Source organism: Archangium sp., from assembly GCF_036389735.1.
Taxonomy (GTDB): Bacteria; Myxococcota; Myxococcia; order Myxococcales; family Myxococcaceae; genus Archangium.
Window position 1 is genome coordinate 1 of the sequence record NZ_DASVWK010000847.1, and the last position, 15,712, is coordinate 15,712.

The 15,712-nt window shown below is 69.5% G+C and carries 16 protein-coding genes and 1 pseudogene; 10 read left to right on the forward strand and 7 right to left on the reverse strand.

Going from position 1 to position 15,712, the window contains the following annotated elements:
• Positions 1 to 2,041, reverse strand: a 2,041-nt coding sequence (locus VF794_RS30300; RefSeq protein WP_331116430.1) for a hypothetical protein, incomplete at its 3' end; no start/stop codon positions are given.
• 25 nt (positions 2,042 to 2,066) lie between these two features.
• Here VF794_RS30300 and VF794_RS30305 point away from each other — a divergent pair.
• The 4 genes from VF794_RS30305 (at position 2,067) to VF794_RS30320 (ending at position 4,376) form a co-directional block, all read left to right on the forward strand.
• Positions 2,067 to 2,462, forward strand: a complete 396-nt coding sequence (locus tag VF794_RS30305) for a TIGR02266 family protein (RefSeq protein WP_331116432.1) — start codon at positions 2,067 to 2,069, stop codon at positions 2,460 to 2,462.
• Positions 2,459 to 3,004 carry a DUF192 domain-containing protein gene (locus tag VF794_RS30310; RefSeq protein ID WP_331116434.1) on the forward strand — a complete coding sequence of 182 codons (546 nt, stop codon included), beginning with the start codon at positions 2,459 to 2,461 and terminating at the stop codon, positions 3,002 to 3,004. The genes VF794_RS30305 and VF794_RS30310 overlap by 4 nt, the downstream gene beginning before the upstream one ends.
• Complete coding sequence (locus VF794_RS30315; protein ID WP_331116436.1) at positions 3,001 to 3,402, forward strand: arsenate reductase ArsC; 402 nt, start codon at positions 3,001 to 3,003, stop codon at positions 3,400 to 3,402. Before VF794_RS30310 ends, VF794_RS30315 begins: the two co-directional genes overlap by 4 nt.
• Positions 3,403 to 3,464: 62 nt before the next feature.
• Entirely contained in the window at positions 3,465 to 4,376 is a 912-nt protein-coding gene (locus VF794_RS30320; protein ID WP_331116438.1) for an MBL fold metallo-hydrolase, read from the forward strand.
• A 21-nt stretch (positions 4,377 to 4,397) separates the two neighbouring features.
• Here VF794_RS30320 and ybaK read toward each other — a convergent pair whose 3' ends face one another.
• The 5 genes from ybaK to cglC all read right to left on the reverse strand — a co-directional run bounded on the left by ybaK (position 4,398) and on the right by cglC (position 8,613).
• On the reverse strand, positions 4,398 to 4,874 hold the full coding sequence (gene ybaK, locus VF794_RS30325; RefSeq protein ID WP_331116439.1) for a Cys-tRNA(Pro) deacylase: 477 nt from the start codon (positions 4,872 to 4,874) through the stop codon (positions 4,398 to 4,400).
• A gap of 4 nt (positions 4,875 to 4,878) precedes the next feature.
• Positions 4,879 to 6,021 carry a 5-(carboxyamino)imidazole ribonucleotide synthase gene (purK, locus tag VF794_RS30330; protein WP_331116441.1) on the reverse strand — a complete coding sequence of 381 codons (1,143 nt, stop codon included), beginning with the start codon at positions 6,019 to 6,021 and terminating at the stop codon, positions 4,879 to 4,881.
• Positions 6,018 to 6,479, reverse strand: a complete 462-nt coding sequence (gene purE / locus VF794_RS30335) for a 5-(carboxyamino)imidazole ribonucleotide mutase (protein ID WP_331116458.1) — start codon at positions 6,477 to 6,479, stop codon at positions 6,018 to 6,020. Before purE ends, purK begins: the two co-directional genes overlap by 4 nt.
• 164 nt (positions 6,480 to 6,643) lie before the next feature.
• On the reverse strand, positions 6,644 to 8,047 hold the full coding sequence (locus tag VF794_RS30340; protein WP_331116443.1) for a vWA domain-containing protein: 1,404 nt from the start codon (positions 8,045 to 8,047) through the stop codon (positions 6,644 to 6,646).
• A gap of 86 nt (positions 8,048 to 8,133) precedes the next feature.
• Positions 8,134 to 8,613, reverse strand: coding sequence for an adventurous gliding motility lipoprotein CglC (gene cglC / locus VF794_RS30345; protein ID WP_331116445.1), 480 nt, complete (start codon positions 8,611 to 8,613; stop codon positions 8,134 to 8,136).
• A 300-nt stretch (positions 8,614 to 8,913) separates the two neighbouring features.
• Between cglC and VF794_RS30350 the strand changes: the two genes are divergently transcribed.
• From VF794_RS30350 to VF794_RS30375, 6 genes are all read left to right on the forward strand, one after another.
• Positions 8,914 to 9,732, forward strand: coding sequence for an outer membrane beta-barrel domain-containing protein (locus VF794_RS30350; protein ID WP_331116447.1), 819 nt, complete (start codon positions 8,914 to 8,916; stop codon positions 9,730 to 9,732).
• Entirely contained in the window at positions 9,729 to 10,532 is an 804-nt protein-coding gene (locus tag VF794_RS30355) for an outer membrane beta-barrel domain-containing protein (protein ID WP_331116449.1), read from the forward strand. Before VF794_RS30350 ends, VF794_RS30355 begins: the two co-directional genes overlap by 4 nt.
• On the forward strand, positions 10,529 to 12,511 hold the full coding sequence (gene gltC, locus VF794_RS30360) for an adventurous gliding motility protein GltC (RefSeq protein ID WP_331116451.1): 1,983 nt from the start codon (positions 10,529 to 10,531) through the stop codon (positions 12,509 to 12,511). Before VF794_RS30355 ends, gltC begins: the two co-directional genes overlap by 4 nt.
• Positions 12,512 to 12,637: 126 nt before the next feature.
• Entirely contained in the window at positions 12,638 to 13,666 is a 1,029-nt protein-coding gene (gene plsX / locus VF794_RS30365) for a phosphate acyltransferase PlsX (protein WP_331116453.1), read from the forward strand.
• Entirely contained in the window at positions 13,663 to 14,700 is a 1,038-nt protein-coding gene (locus VF794_RS30370; protein ID WP_331116455.1) for a phosphatase domain-containing protein, read from the forward strand. The genes plsX and VF794_RS30370 overlap by 4 nt, the downstream gene beginning before the upstream one ends.
• Before the next feature lie 34 nt (positions 14,701 to 14,734).
• Positions 14,735 to 15,517 carry a sugar nucleotide-binding protein gene (locus VF794_RS30375; protein WP_331116457.1) on the forward strand — a complete coding sequence of 261 codons (783 nt, stop codon included), beginning with the start codon at positions 14,735 to 14,737 and terminating at the stop codon, positions 15,515 to 15,517.
• A 4-nt stretch (positions 15,518 to 15,521) separates the two neighbouring features.
• Here VF794_RS30375 and VF794_RS30380 read toward each other — a convergent pair.
• Positions 15,522 to 15,712, reverse strand: a pseudogene (locus VF794_RS30380) (tRNA dihydrouridine(20/20a) synthase DusA); the annotation flags it as partial.

The following is a 15,712-nucleotide window of genomic DNA, read 5'->3' on the forward strand; positions in this document are numbered from 1 at the left end:
CCAGGGCGGTGGCGAGCCGCAGCAGGCGCAGCTCCTCCTGCGTCTCCCGGAAGTAGGCCTGGATGGGGGCGGCGCGGGCCTCGGACTCGAGCGCGGCGAGCTTCACCTGGGCGGTGCGCGTCACCTCCGGGCTGGGGGCGAGCGCGAGCACCCGCTCCAGGAAGGCCCGCGCCTGCTCCTTGCGCCCCTGGCGTGAGGTGACGTCCGCCTGGAGCAGGGCCACCTCCGCCTCCAGCGAGGCCTGGCCCTTCACCTGCTCGGCCAGCGCCACCAGCACCTGGGAGGCCTCCTCGGGGCGCTCCAGCCGGTCCAGCGCGGTGGCCTGTCCCAGTTGGTAGGAGGGCTCCTGGGGCTGGAGGCGGGCGGCGCGCTGGTACAGCTCGTAGGCCTGCTGCGGGTCGCTGGCGAGGAAGTCGCGGGCCTCCTCCTGGAGGAGGGCCACCTCGCGGGCGCAGGAGCGGGAGAAGAGGCTGCCGGTGCGGAAGCGCTGGAAGGCGCGGCTCACCGTGGCCTCGTCGAGGGGCAGGGCGTCCAGGTGCTGCTCCCACTGGGTGGCGAGCGCGTCCAGGGAGCGGCCGTAGGCGGCCTCGAAGTCGGCGTGGGCGTAGAGGGCGCGCAGCTTCTCCGGGCCGTAGGTGTCGGCGAGGTGGCGCAGGAAGGAGCCCACCAGGGTGTACGCGCGGGCGGGAGCGGACTGGTAGAAGCCCTCGGGGCCCACCAGCTTGCGGATGTCCGGGGCCAGCCCCTGCTTGCGCATGCCCGCGGCCCACTCGTGCAGGGTGAGCTCGCCCTGCACCGGGTTGTCCGCGGCCACCGCCATGCCCTCGATGACGCCCATGAGGGGCCACACGCCCAGCCGGGTGGTGACGCGGAAGGGCGCGCTGCCCGCGGGGGCCGCCATCACGTGCGCCAGCTCGTGCTTGAGGGTGGGGTGGGGGTAGTCGCGCTCATTGAGGTGCAGCTCCAGGCGCCAGGGCTTGGCGAACTGGGTGCGGCCGGCCCCCACCAGCGCCTGCTTCTCCTCGTCCGAGCGGTACAGCCACACGCGGATGCGGCCCTCGGGGGCCGCGCCGAGGAAGCGCGAGAGCTGGGCGTAGCGGAACTCCATGTCCCTCGCCATCCGGTCCACCTCCTCGCGGGGCTTGCCGCGGGGGTAGATGAGCTGGAAGTGCTCGGTGTCGCGCACCCCGCCGAGCCGCTCCTGGAGGGCCGCGTCCGTCATGCGCAGACCCAGGTCGGTGCCGTGCGCCTCGATGAGGACGAGGGGGACGAGGGCGAGGCCGAGCAGCACCAGGAGCCCGGGGCGGAGGGGAGGGCGGCCCAGGCGCTCCCGAGCCCCGTCCAGGCAGAGGGCGGTGAGGGCGAAGAAGGCCAGGGCGAGGAAGAGCGTCTCCAGCCGGAACCAGAGCAGGCCGGCGGAGACGGCGAGCGCCTCGTCATAGAGGGGGCCCGGCAGGTGCCCGAGGAAGGGGTTGAAGGCGTACACCTGGGGCCCGAAGACGATGGGCCAGCCGGTGGCCACGCCGGAGAGGAGGAGGAGGCCCAGGTAGAGCAGGACGGCCCCGCCGAAGCGCCGGGTGGCGAAGCCGCAGAAGACGCCCACCACGGCGGCCAGCACCGCCGAGGGCACGGTGAGCAGGGGGTAGAAGCCCACCAGGGCGAAGGGGTCGCACCGGGTGCCCACGAGGGAGTACAGGGTGGCGGCGAGGAAGGGGGGCACCAGCACCCCCCCGTTGATGAGCAGGGCGGGGGCCAGGGCCCGCCAGACGGCGTGCGACGGAGCCTCCGGGGGGAGGGGTTCACCGGGAGTCCGAGCGGCCTGGGCGGCCCGGAGGCGGCGCTCCTGATGCACCGCGGTGATGCCTATTCCCCCACCGAGCAGGCCCACGGCGATGGCCAGGGTGAGCCCCAGCTCGAAGCCTGGCACCCCGTACAGGGGGAGGAGGACGAGCGCCGAGCCGCCGACGGCCAGCGCCCCGGCGAGCACCAGCACCGGGGGGCGCCGGAGGAGCTCTTTGGCGCGGAAGAGGACTTGGCGCATGGGCTTCTCCTATACTCCACGCAGAATGGCCGAACAGAAGACAGGCGCTGAATTCCGCCAATTCACTCGAGCGCCCATCGAGCTGAAGGTGGACTACAAGAAGCTCAACTCTTTCTTCGCGGACTACACGAAGAACATCTCGAAGGGAGGCACCTTCATCAAGACGAAGAAGCCGCTGCCCATCGGGACGCGCTTCCTCTTCAAGCTGACCGTTCCCCAGCGAGAGGCGCCCTTCGAGTTGCTCGGCGAGGTGGTCTGGTCCAAGGGAGATGTGGAGGAGCCCGGCATGGGCATCCGCTTCATCTACAGCGACGACGGTCAGCGCGCGGAGTTCGAGGGCGTGGTGGAGCGGCTGATGTCGGACAGCCTCGGGACGCAGCTGGCGGAGAAGTTGCTCAACAAACAGCTCCACCCGGGATGAGGCGGCGGGGGCCGAGTGCCCTCTGGGCCGTGTGGCTGCTGCTGGCGTCCTGCCAGGCCGTCGAGGCCCGGGGCAGGCCGACGCCAGGGGTGGGTCGTCGGAAGGTGACGGACGTGATCGCGCAGGACTACGGGGGCCCCACGCTGCCGCGGGCGAGGGTGCTGCTCAAGGATGCCCAGGGGGGCGTGCACGCGGTGGACGTGGAGGTGGCCGCCACGCCCGAGTCGCGCACGCGCGGGTTGATGTGGCGCAAGGAGCTGCCCGCGGGACGGGGCATGCTCTTCGTCTTCGCCGAGGAAGAGGTGCAGAGCTTCTGGATGCGCAACACGCTCATCCCGCTGGACATGCTCTTCATCGACTCGGAGGGCCGTATCCTCGGCATCATCGAGCGCGCCCAGCCGCGCACGCTCACCGGGCGCTCGGTGGGAGTGCCCGGGCGCTACGTGCTGGAGGTGCCCGGCGGCTGGTGCCAGGCGGTGGGCATTGCCTCCGGGGGCACCGTGGAGCTCCAGGGGCTGGAGGGCCTCGAGGTCATCCCATGAAGACGGTCATCTTCGCCTGTGTCCACAACGCCGGCCGCTCGCAGATGGCGGCGGCCTTCTTCAACGCGCTGGCCGATTCCCAGAAGGCCCGCGCCGTGTCCGCCGGCACGCGGCCCGGCGAGCGCGTCCACCCCGAGGTCCAGGCCGCCATGGCCGAGGTGGGCATCGACCTGTCGGGCGCCAGACCCCAGCGCCTCACGGACGAGCTGACCCAGGGCGCCGGGTGGCTCATCACCATGGGGTGCGGCGAGGCCTGCCCCCACGTGCCCGGCTTGAAGCGGGACGACTGGCCCCTGGAGGACCCCAAGGGCAAGCCGGTGGAGCGGGTGCGTCAGATTCGCGACGAGGTGCGCTCGCGCATCTCGTCCTTCCTGGAGCGCGAGGGTTGGGCGAAGTAGTCCTCTCCGTCCATGGGGGGGCGCTATGGTGCGTGCCCCTTACTTCAACGGAGCTCTCGTCAATGAAGAAAGTCCTCCTCTCCGCGCTGTTGCTGCTGCCCGGCCTCGCGTCCGCCCAGATGGGCGACATGTCGAAGGTGCAGGTGAAGTCCACCCCCGTGGCGGGCAACGTGCACATGCTCGAGGGCGCGGGCGGCAACATCGGTGTCTCCGTGGGCCCGGATGGCATCCTCATCGTGGACGACCAGTTCGCGCCTCTGGTGCCGAAGATTCGCGCGGCGCTCGGCAAGCTGACCAAGGGCAAGGACAAGACGCCCGAGTACGTGCTGAACACCCACTGGCACTTCGACCACACGGGGGGCAACGCCGACTTCGGTCGCGAGGGCACCATCGTGGCGCACACGCACGTGCGCACCCGGCTGATGAACGGGCAGGAGTTGATGGGGATGAAGATCGCCCCCGCGCCGAAGGAGGCGCTGCCCACCATCACCTATACCCAGGGTCTCTCCCTGTTCTTCAATGGCGAGGAGGTGCAGGTGACGCACCTGCCCACCGGGCACACGGATGGCGACAGCATGGTGTACTTCACCGGCTCCAACGTGCTGCACATGGGCGACCAGTTCACCCGGGACCTGTTCCCCTTCATCGACCTGGAGAGCGGCGGCTCGGTGGATGGCTACATGCGCAATGTGGAGCGGGTGCTCCAGACGCTGCCCGCGGGGGCGAAGATCATCCCGGGCCACGGCCAGCTCGCGAGCCGTGAGGACCTCGAGCGCTTCGCGACGATGCTGCGCGAGTCGGTGGAGCTGGTGAAGGGGAAGATCGCCGCGGGCAAGACGCTCGAGCAGGTGAAGGCCGAGGGCATGCCCGAGAAGTACAAGGACTGGGGCAGCGCCTTCATCAAGACGGAGCAGTGGCTCACGACGGTGTACCAGGGCCTGACCGGGCAGAAGCCGGGCGCGGTGACGAAGTAGGAGAGGCGGGGCCCGCGCGCCTCACGCCTTGTCGCGCGAGATGGGCCCCACCTTGCCCTTGGTGACACGCAGGTAGTCCGCGGGGGCGATGACGATCTGCGTCCCCCGCACGCCCGCGGACACGGCGACGACGTCGAAGAGCTCCAGCGTCTCGTCCACGAAGACGGGGTACTCCTTCTTGCCACCCAGGGCCGTGACGCCGCCGCGGATGTAGCCCGTCAGCGGCTGGAGCTCCTTGAGCGGTACCGTCTCCACCTTCCGGTCCCCGCTCAGCCGCGCGAGCGCCTTCAAGTCCAGCTCGCCATTGCCCGGCACCACGGCCATGAGGACGCCCGTCTTGTCCCCGCGCGCCACGAGCGTCTTGAAGACCTGCTCCGGAGGCATCCCCACCTTGGCGGCCACCGTCTCGGCGGACAGGTCCTCCGGGTCCACGTCGTAGTCGCGCAGCTCGTAGCGGATGCCGAGCGTATCGAGCAGCCGGGCCGCGTTCGTCTTCATGGACTCAGGCTCCCAGGGCTTCGCGGGCGGCCTTGACGCGGGCCACGGCTTCCTCGGGCGTGGTGCCCACGGCGGACAGGTGTCCCATCTTCCGGCCCTTGCGCGCCTCGCGCTTGCCGTAGAGGTGCAGCCGCACGCCCGGCATGGCGAGCACGCGCTCGAACCGAGGCCCGCCGTCGCGCAGCCACAGGTCGCCCAGCAGGTTGACGATGGCCGCCGGCCGCACCACCTCCACCGAGCCCAGGGGCAGGTTGCACACCGCGCGCACGGCCTGCTCGAACTGACTGGTGAGGCAGGCCACCTCCGTGGTGTGGAAGCTGTTGTGCGGGCGAGGCGCCAGCTCGTTCACCAGCAGCCGTCCGTCCTTGAGCAGGAACAGCTCCACCACCAGCAGGCCCTCCACCTGGAGCGCGGCCGACATGGTGCGGACGATGTCCGCCGCCTGCGTCGCCACCTTCGGCGGCACGTGGCCCGGCAGCAGGGACCAGTCGAGGATGCGCTCCTCGTGGTGGTTGTAGGCGGGCGGGTACACCGCCACCTCGCCGTTGGGCGCGCGTGCCACCAGCATGGACAGCTCGGACTCCAGGTCCAGCGCGGCCTCCACCACCACTGGACTCTGGCCCAGCCCGCGCCAGGCCTGGGGGGCCTCGGCCGCCGACGTCACCTGGTACTGGCCCCGGCCGTCATAACCCCCCTCGCAGGACTTCACGAAGCAGCGTCCGCCCAGCTCCGTCACCGCCGCGGCCAGTGCTTCCTCGGAGTCCGCCTGCTTCCACGGCCCCTGGGGGAAGCCGTGGATCGTCAGCCAGGCCCGCTGCCGCCCGCGGTGCTGCACCACCTCCAGCACCGAGGCGCCCGGCCGCAGCGGCGCGTGCTGCGCCACCGCGCGCAGGCTCGCCAGGGGAATCTTCTCGATCTCCAGCGTCACCACGTCGCTCGCGCGTGCGAGCCGGCTGGCCTCGTCCGCGTCGCCGAAGTCGGCCGTGTAGCACTGGTCCACCACCCAGCGTGCCGGGCACGCGGGATCCGGGTCCAGGGCCTGCACCTGGAAGCCGAGCGTGCGCGCCGACAGCGCCATCATCCGGCCCAGCTGCCCACCACCGAGGATGCCGATCGTTCCACCCGGCAGGACCATCTTCGTCTTCATGCGAGCTCCCGGTCCCGAAGCACCTCGTCGGTGCGGGCCTGGCGCCACGCGGCCAGCCGCGGACGGAGCTCCGGGTACTTGAGTGACAGGATGGAGGCGGCGTACAGGGCGGCGTTGATGGCCCCGGGCTTGCCGATGGCCATGGTGCCCACCGGCACGCCCTTGGGCATCTGCACGATGGACAGCAGCGCGTCGAAGCCGTTGAGCACCGTGGCGGGGATGGGCACGCCGAGCACCGGCAGCAGCGTCTTGCTCGCCACCATGCCGGGCAGGTGGGCCGCGCCTCCGGCCGCCGCGATGATGACGGACAGCCCACGCCCCTCGGCCGTCTCCGCGTACTGCATCATCCAATCCGGCGTGCGATGCGCCGACACCACCCGCACCTCATGCGGGATGGCCAGCTCCTTCAGCACGTCGATACCAGGGCGCAGATGCTCCAGGTCGCTCTTGCCCCCCATGATGACGCCCACCCACGGTGTGTCCGCGCTCAAGCTCTCGCCTCCGGTGCGTCCTCCTGGTGATAACAGGAGGAACGGGAACGCGGAGATAGGGCGGCACGATTCCGCCGGTCAACACGGAAAGTGTGGGCCGGCGGGCAGGGGTGCAGGGGAGGGAAGGGCGCTCAGTAGGTGGAGCCGAGCTTGCCGAAGCTCTTCATCGCCCGGGCCTTGGAGCGCTTCACCGCCGTGCCCACGGCCTCGTCGCTGTCCGCCTGCTCGTAGTCCTGGAGGACGGAGCGCTGCTCGGCCATGTCCGCCTCCACTGCGGCCGGGCTGGCCACCGTGGCGGCCTGCTCGAAGAGGGCCTGGTTCTGCACCACGTACCCCTTCGCCTCCTCCTTGCGCCCCTCACGCAGGGCCTGGGCCGCCAGCTTCAGGTTCTTCGCGCTCAGCGCCCGCGTGGCGTACACCGTGGCGTCCTTGTCCTGCCTCGCCAGCATCTCCTCGCGCTGCTCCGTCACCATCGCGGAGAGGCTCGCTCCGCTCTCCACCCCCGCGTCCTTCAGCAGGTCCGTGTACGCCAGCTTCAGCCCGGTGACGTCCACCGCGCTGCCCGCCCGCATGCCCACCACCGTCAGCCGCGCCACCACGCGCTCCACCTGGCCCGCGGAGAAGTCCGGCAGCGGCACCCGCACCGTGCGTCCCTCCTGGTGCGAGCGGTAGCCGAGCACCTCGCCCAGCCTCACCCCCTCGGGCAATACGAAGGTCAGCTCCACGTTGCGCGCCACGCTCGTGGCCGCCTGCTGGAGATCCTTCTGGAAGAGGGTGGCGAGCTGCCCCGCGTCCTCCAGGAAGCCGTACGCGCCCGCCCCGTACTCGGCGAAGCCCTGCATCAAGTCCTCGTTGAAGTCCGTGCCCACGCCAATGGAGCTCACGCTGATGCCCTCGGCGCGGATGCCCTTCACCACCTCGGTGAGGCCCGCGTCCTCGGTGATGCCCTCGGTGGGCTGGCCGTCGCTCAGCAGGATGATGCGGTTGACCGAGTAGTTGCCCCGGCCCACCGCCACGTGCGAGCGGCCCGCGTGCAACCCCGCGCCGATGTTGGTGCCCCCCTCATCCCAGATGCCCTCGATGAACTGGAGCATCCGCTCGCGGTTGGAGGGGTTGGCCGGCAGGCTCGGCAGGCTCTTCACGTCCGAGCCGTAGTGCACGATGGCCAGCCGATCCTCCGGGCCCAGCAACCCCACGAGGTGACGCGCGGCCTGCTTCGCCTGTTGCAGCTTGTAGCCGCTCATGGAGCCCGAGCGGTCGATGACCACCGCGAGGTTCACCGGCTTGCGGCGGGCGCCCGGCACCTCCACGCCGGTGAGGTCCACCGTGACGAAGAGGTCCGCGGTGCCCGGGACGATGTAGGGGTGGGACAGCCGGCTCGCCATGCTCAGCGAGCCATTCGTCGCGGTGGCGGGCGGGGTCGGAGCGACGGGGGTGGCGGGGTGGTGACGCGCCCCCACGCGGGGCAGGCCCAGCACCAGGGCGGTGAGGGCGAGTCCAGCGGCCAGGGAGACGAAGGCGACCGTCTTGTTCATGACAGGGGGCTCCTTGCGACGAGGGCCCCGCTGTGGACGTCCGGCGCGCGAAAAAGTTCTAGGCCATTTCGCGCGCCCGCTTCACGTCAAGGCGTGGTGGGCGCGGCGGAGGCGCAGAAGTAGGGCGAGGTGTTGTCGCCGAACGTCGCGCGGTAGGCGGCGCGGTCGGCCGCGCGCAGTGCGTCCAGCGCCTGCTGATCCAACAGCAGGGGGCGGCAGGCGATGCGGTCCTTCACCTCGGCCAGAGCCTCCGCGTCGGTGACGGCGCAGGTGTCCTGCGTCTCCGCCACGCACGCCTTGCTGCAGTAGCCGATGACCTGCTTCGCCTCGTTGTCGGCGATCTGGGTCGGCATGTTGGCATCCTTCACGCAGACCAGATCCTCGCAGTCCAGCGCGCCGAAGGAGATGAAGTCCTGGCCCGGCCGCAAGTCCGCCTCCGTGACGGGCGCCGAGTTGGAGCCAGTCCCTCTCTTCACCAACAGGCACGGCTTTCCGATATCGGAAGTGACCTTGCACCCGCCGCACAGCAGCGCGGCGCTCACCAGCAGGGCCAGACGCGAAGACATCGACGTGCACCTCTTGAGTCGCATGTGGGCGAGCACGGTAACACACCCCTCCCCGCTGCCAACCGGTACCGTGGTCGCAAGGATGCTCGGGTTGCGAGGGGCTCGGGTGCCCTGTCTGCAAGAATACCGAGTGGATAGACGACGAAGTGTCCGGGAGTGCTCGGCGCGCCTATGGAGGGAGCAGGCGAGCTTTGATCGGTTGATGGCCCGTGAGCGTGGCGGATAGGATGCGCGCCAGCCTCGGCCTCCGATTCTGAATGTCATCGGTGGGCGGATGCCCCAACCACGGAGCTTCCGGAAGTGAAACGCCTCCAGGCCATCCTGCTCGCGCTGTGCCTCGCGCCAGTGTCGGCACTTGCCCAGAATCAAGAGGGGATGGGACTCGATCTGAGCAATCCAGACGAGTCCCAGCAAGAAGAGAACAGCGCGGAGACGCCCACGGAGGAGCCGCCGCCGCTGCCCTCCACCACGGCGGAGCCGCCCCCGGCCGAGCCGCTCACCCCGGCCGAGCGCGATGTCACGCTCGATGACCGCGTGAAGAGCGTCCAGCGCAAGGTGTACCTGAAGAAGGGTCGCTTCGAGCTGGCCCCCTTCGTCACCTTCTCGGTGAACGACCCCTACTACTCCAAGGTGGGCGCCGCGGTGCGCGGGGCCTGGTACCTGGCGGACACGCTGGCCATCGCCGCGCGCGTGTCGGCCATGCAGGTGGTGCCCTCGGATGACGTGCGCATCGCCAAGCGCACCTTCCAGAGCCGCATCTTCTACTCGGTGCCCCAGTGGTCGGCCATGGGCGACGTGGAGTGGAGCCCGCTCTACGGCAAGGTGGCCTTCCTCAACTCCATCCTCCACTTCGACGCCTACCTGTTGGGCGGCATGGGCGTGGTGAACACCGAGATGTCCAAGGTGGACAACCGCGGCCCCAGCCTCGCGGCCGATCTCGGCCTGGGCCTTCGCTTCGTGGCGCGGGACTTCCTCGCGGTGAACGTGGCGCTCATCAACACGTCCTATGTGGACCAGCCCCTCAACACCAGCAAGGGCGCTACCCAGAACATCATGACCGTCAATGCCGGTATCTCCGTCTTCTTCCCGCTGAAGTCGACGGGTCGGGAGGCCGAATGAAGACCGCCCGTCTGTTGCTCGCGCTCTGCCTGGCGCCCGTGTCGGCGCTGGCGCAGGAGTCCGCGCCCGCCGCTCCGGCCAGGCCCGCCCCGTCCACCTCCGGCTCCTCCGAGCAGGAGGCCGGTGACGTCTCCGAGGTGGACAAGGACCGGATGGGGCCGCTGCGCGAGCGCGTCAGCCCCGTCTCCGGCCATCTGTTCCTCAAGAAGGGCCGGTTCGAGTTCAGCCCCTCCGCCACGCTCTCGCTGACGGATGCGTTCTTCACCAAGTACATCTTCGGTGGAACGCTCACCTACCACCCCCTGGAGACGCTGGGGCTGAGCCTGCGCGCCGGCTACGCCGTCCCCACGGTGGCCGGGGCCGCGCAGATCTGCACCTTCACCAACGAGGGTGATGGCTCCACGACGCGTGGCTGCCACCTGCCCACCCTCGAGGACCTGGACGAGAAGTCGGCGCCCGGTCACATCTCCCTGATTGGCGGGGTGGATGCCCAGTGGGCGCCCATCTACGGCAAGGTGTCGCTGCTGGCCGAGCAGTTCGTCCACTTCGACCTGTACGGCATCGCCGGTGCCTCCGCGCTCCGCTACCGCGGGCCCGACCAGTCGTCCCTCATGACCGTGGGCGGCAACGTCGGCGTGGGCATGCGCTTCTTCCTCAACCGCTGGCTGACGGTGCGCACGGAGTTCCGCGACCTCATCTACGTCGAGAAGTCCGTCAACCCGGCCCAGATGCTCCGCAACCAGCTCCTCTTCGAGCTGGGTGTCTCCTTCTTCTTCCCCACTGCCCATCCCGAGTCATGACCCGTCTGCTCCGGCCCCTCTGTGTCGCTGTCCTCGGGCTCTCGCTGGCGTGGGCCAACCCCGCGCCCGCCCAGAGTTTCGAGGGCCTGGATCTCTCCCAGCCTTCCAAGAAGAAGAAGAAGCCCGCCCGCAAGCCGGCTCGCGGCAAGAAGCCCGCGACGGCCGCCGAGGACACGTCCGACTCCGAGTCGGATGCCTCGGCCGCCGACCCTTCTTCCAGTGCCACCCCCTCCACGGACACGGCGGCGCCGGCCGCCCAGCCCGAGTCCCCCGCCGAGGGCATGGGCATGGGGTTGGACCTGACGTCCGACACCACCGCCGCGCCCAAGACCGCGCCCGCCATGTCCTTCGACGCGGTGGACCTGAATGGCAAGAGCGGTGATCGCCAGCGCCTGGACGTGGCCATCTCGCTCTTCAAGAACGAGGAGTACGAGAAGGCGGCGATGAGCTCCTTCGAGATGCTCGAGGACGCGAAGCTCGCCGGCCTCCACCTGGAAGCGCGCTACGTGCTGGCCAAGTCCCTCTTCCGCATGGGGCTGTACCACTCGTCGCTGGGCGAGTTCTCGAAGATCCTCAACGCCGGTCCGGAGACGAAGTTCTTCCGCACCAGCCTGGAGTGGCTCTTCTTCATCAGCCGCAAGACGAAGAACGAGACCGTCATCCTGGATGAGATCGCCCGCTACGCGAACCAGGAGTTCCCCGAGCGCTTCCGCAGCGAGTTCCACTACCTGCTGGCCCGCTACCACTTCGTGCGTGGCAAGGCGCTGGATCAGGTGGGCCGCGCCGAGGACGCGGACAAGAGCTTCAACGAGGTGAAGCGGCTCACGCTGCTCATCCCGAAGACGGACGTGTTCTACGCCCGCGCCAAGTACCTCGAGGGCCTGTCCTTCTTCCGCTTCGGCAACCAGGCCCGGAGCGCGGCCGAGAAGCGCGCCAACCTCAACACGGTGGGCGCCATCGAGGCCATGAAGGAGATCGTCCGCGTCACCCGTTCCATGTCCGGCCTGGACGCGGAGCAGGCGGCGGTGAACCAGAAGCTGCGCGAGCTGGCCTTCATGCAGCTGGCGCGCACCCACTACGGCATGCAGCAGAACCGCTACGCCCTCTTCTATTTCAACAAGGTGGAGCGCGGCACGTCCCAGTGGCTCGAGTCCATGTTCGAGTCCAGCTGGGCCAACTACCGCGTGGGCCAGTACGAGCAGGCGCTCGGCAACCTGATCACGTTGTCCTCGCCCTTCTTCCGCGAGGAGTACTTCCCCGAGGCGCTCATCCTCAAGGCGGTCATCTATTACGAGAACTGCCGCTACCGCGAGTCCAGCCTCATCCTCCAGGATTTCGAGCGTACCTACCTGCCCGTGCATGATCAGCTCGAGCTGATCACCAAGAAGCAGCTGGAGGCCAGCGAGTACTACGGCGTGCTCTCCGAGGTGCAGAAGAAGAACAAGGAGGGCCTGGAGCGCGGCGAGACGGACGTCATCCTCGAGCGCATCCTCCGCCTCGCCCTGACGGACCAGGACCTGAAGAAGACGAACGAGTCCATCCTCGAGCTGGAGGGCGAGATGGACGCCTTCGGCGAGAAGGGTGACACCTTCCGCTACTCCGAGCTGACCAAGAAGCTGCTCGAGGGCCTCAAGCAGCAGCGCACCGGCCTCATCGAGAAGGCGGGCGTCATGGCCAAGGGCAAGCTGGAGACGGAGCTCGTGTCCCTCAAGCAGCTGCTGGCCAACGGTCTGCGCATCAAGTTCGAGACCGTGACCAAGGAGAAGGAGTTCCTCGAGGAGCAGCTCAAGGCGGGCGGCAGCGTCTCCATCGTCAAGAAGTACAAGTACTCGGTCGCCGTAGCGGATGACCAGCTCTACTGGCCGTACGAGGGCGAGTACTGGCGGGACGAGCTGGGCACCTACCAGTATACGCTCACCAAGGGCTGCATCCAGCGCGACTCGGCCAACCGGACCATCCAGGCCAGCGAGAGCAACTGAGCCCGTGCCCCAGGCGGCTCCCTCCCTCCAGGGGGGGCCGTCCGGGTGTCGACCTTCCTCCGGGGGCTGGATCCGAGCGGGTCCGGCCCCCTCGCTTTTTTCCCAACCTTGTAGGATAGCGCCACCATGGCCACCAAGCTCATCACCATTGCGTTCGACGTGATGGGGAGCGATCACGGCCCCGCGGAGGTAATCAGGGGGGCCGCGCAGCTCTCGTTGGAATCACCCCACATCCACGCCTTGCTGGTGGGAGACCGGGCCGTCATCGACGACGCGCTGGCCGAGACGAAGCACAGCGGCGAGCGCGTGTCGGTGCAGCATGCCTCCGAGTTCGTGGGCATGGACGAGAAACCCGGCGAGGCGCTGGCACGCAAGCCCGACGCCTCGGTGTCGGTGGCGGCGCGGCTGGTCGCCGAGGGCGAGGCGGACGCGCTGGTGTCCGCCGGCAACACGGGCGCCTGCGTGCTGTCGTGCGCGCGCCACTTCCAGCTGCTGCCGGGAGTGCGGCGCGCGGCGCTGGCGGCCGTGTACCCCACGCGCGCCCGGCGCGGAGAGAAGCAGGATCCGTTCTCGCTCATCCTCGACGGGGGGGCCACGGTGGAGGCCACCGCCGAGGACCTGGTGACGTTCGCGGTGATGGGGGCGGCGTACGCGCGCATCATCTCCAAGAACGACAACCCCCGGGTGGCGCTGCTGTCCAACGGCACCGAGCCCAACAAGGGGCCGCGTCAGGTGGTGGAGGCCCACGCGAGGCTGGCGAGCCTGGGCGGGCTCCAGTTCATCGGGAACGTGGAGGGCGTGGACATCCCCAAGGGCACGGCGGACGTGGTGGTGACGGACGGCTTCGTCGGCAACGTGTGCCTGAAGATGCTCGAGGGCGTGCACGAGACCGTGGTGGAGCTGGCCCAGTACGCGTACAAGGAGAGCCTGCGCTGGCGCGCGGGGCTCGCCATGCTGTCCGGCGGCATCCAGCGCATCAAGGATGTCACTGACTGGGAGCAGTACGGGGGAGCACCGGTGCTCGGGTTCGATCGCATCTTCATCAAGGCCCATGGCCGCTCGAAGGCGCAGGCCATCGCCAACGCCGGCAAGGTGGCCGCCAAGGCGGTGTCGCACGACCTGGGCAGGGCCATCCAGCAGGGTCTGGCGCGGTGAGCCTGCCGGACCGCATCGACCCCAGACCTCCGCGGCGCATCTACCGCTGGGACCTGGACAAGACGTACCTGCAGACGGAGTTCGACTCGCTCCGGGATCTGCTGCGCACGGCTTTCCAGAAGGCCCACGAGAAGCAGGCCGTGCCGGGTGCGTCCGCGCTCATCCGCGAGCTGGCGGCCAATGGGGACACGCGGTTGTGCATCGTCTCTGGCAGCCCCAAGCAGTTGCGCTCGGTGCTGGAGGAGAAGCTCAAGCTGGACGGGGTGGTGTGGGACGAGTTCGTCCTCAAGGACAACGTGGGCAACCTGATGCGCGGGCGCTTCCGGGCCCTGCGCGGGCAGGTGGGCTACAAGCTGCCCGCCCTCCTGGAGAGCCGCGCCAAGGCCCCCATCGAGGCCGAGGAGGTGCTCTTCGGGGATGACGCCGAGGCGGATGCCTTCATCTACTCGCTCTTCGCGGACATGGTGGCCGGGCGCGTGGACGAGCGCGTGCTGAAGCAGGTTCTCGAGACGGCCAACCTGTACCCGGACGAGACCGAGCGGGTACTCACCGCGTGGAAGAAGATTCCGGTGTCGGATCCGGTGCGGCGCATCTTCATCCACCTGGACCGGCTGACGCCGCCGGCGCACTTCTCGGACTACGGCCCGCGCGTGGTGCCCATCTTCAACTACTTCCAGGCCGCGCTGGTGTTGCTGGCCGACGGGCACCTGACGGCCCCGCAGGTCATCAAGATCGCCGTGGAGATGGTGCAGACGGCGGGGCACAACATCATCACGCTGTCCAACTCGTTCCAGGACCTGCTGCGCCGGGGCCTGCCGCTGCATCAGGCGGCGGGGGCGCTGGTGCAGGCGCTGGAGGGGCCCAACGCCCTCATCCAGGCACTGCGGCCGGTGCCGGACATCATCTCGGCGTTCAGCAAGCGGCTCGCCGCGCTGGGCACGCCGCCTCCGCCGCCCCCGGCGCAGGCGGTGGACTACCTGGGGCTCATCCACCACGCGCTCCCGCGCACCCACAAGGCGCGGAAGACGCAATAGGGCACGGGGTGCCGGGCCGAGCGGAGACACGGGAATGAGGGCCATCGTCACGGGTGCCAGCGGCACCGTCGGCTCGCGGTTGTGCGAGTACCTCCGGCGCCAGGGCGTCGAGGTGGTGTCCTGGGATCGCCAGGGCGTCCCGGTGGATGACTATGGGGCCATGGAGAGGTTCGTGCGCTCGGTGGCGCCGGACGTCCTGTTCCACCTGGCCACGGCGTCCCGGCCCACGGGGCGGCCCAACGAGTCGTGGCTCATCAACTACGAGTGGACCAGCGAGCTGGCGTGGTTGACCCGGCAGCTCGGCGTGCGCTTCGTGTTCTCCAGCACGGCGATGGTGTTCTCGGACCATGCGCCCGGGCCCTTCACGGTGGACTCGGAGCCGGAGGCGCCCGAGGGGTACGGGTACGAGAAGCGGCGCGCGGAGGAGCGCGTCTTCCAGCAGAACCCCGAGGCGCGCGTGGTGCGGCTGGGGTGGCAGATCGACGACCAGCCCTCGGGCAACAACATGCTGGCCTCGCTGGAGGCGCAGATGCGCGAGCGGGGCAGGGTGGAGGCCAGCACGCGCTGGCTCCCCGCGTGCGCCTTCCTCGATGACACCGTGAGGGCGCTGCTGGCGCTCGCGTGGGCGGAGCCGGGGCTCTACATGCTCGACGCCAACGAGCGGTGGTCCTACTACGAGATCGTCCGCGCGCTGAACGAGCGCCATGGAGGCCGGTGGCGGGTGGAGCCCACCGAGCACTTCGTGTTCGACCAGCGCATGATGGACGACCGGGTGGTGCTGCCCTCACTCAGGATGCGGCTGCCCGGCCTGTCCTGAACGACTACGCCGCGGCGGCGGTCTCGTCGAGGACCCGCTCCGGCACCTGCGCGAGCGCATCCCGGAGGACCTCCATCCCCGCCCCGGGCTTACAGGCCCGCTCGCTCAGCACCCGCCGCCAACCTCTCGCTCCCGGCTGTCCCGCGAAGAGCCCCAGGATGTGGCGGGTGACCCACGACAGGTGCCCGCCGCGCG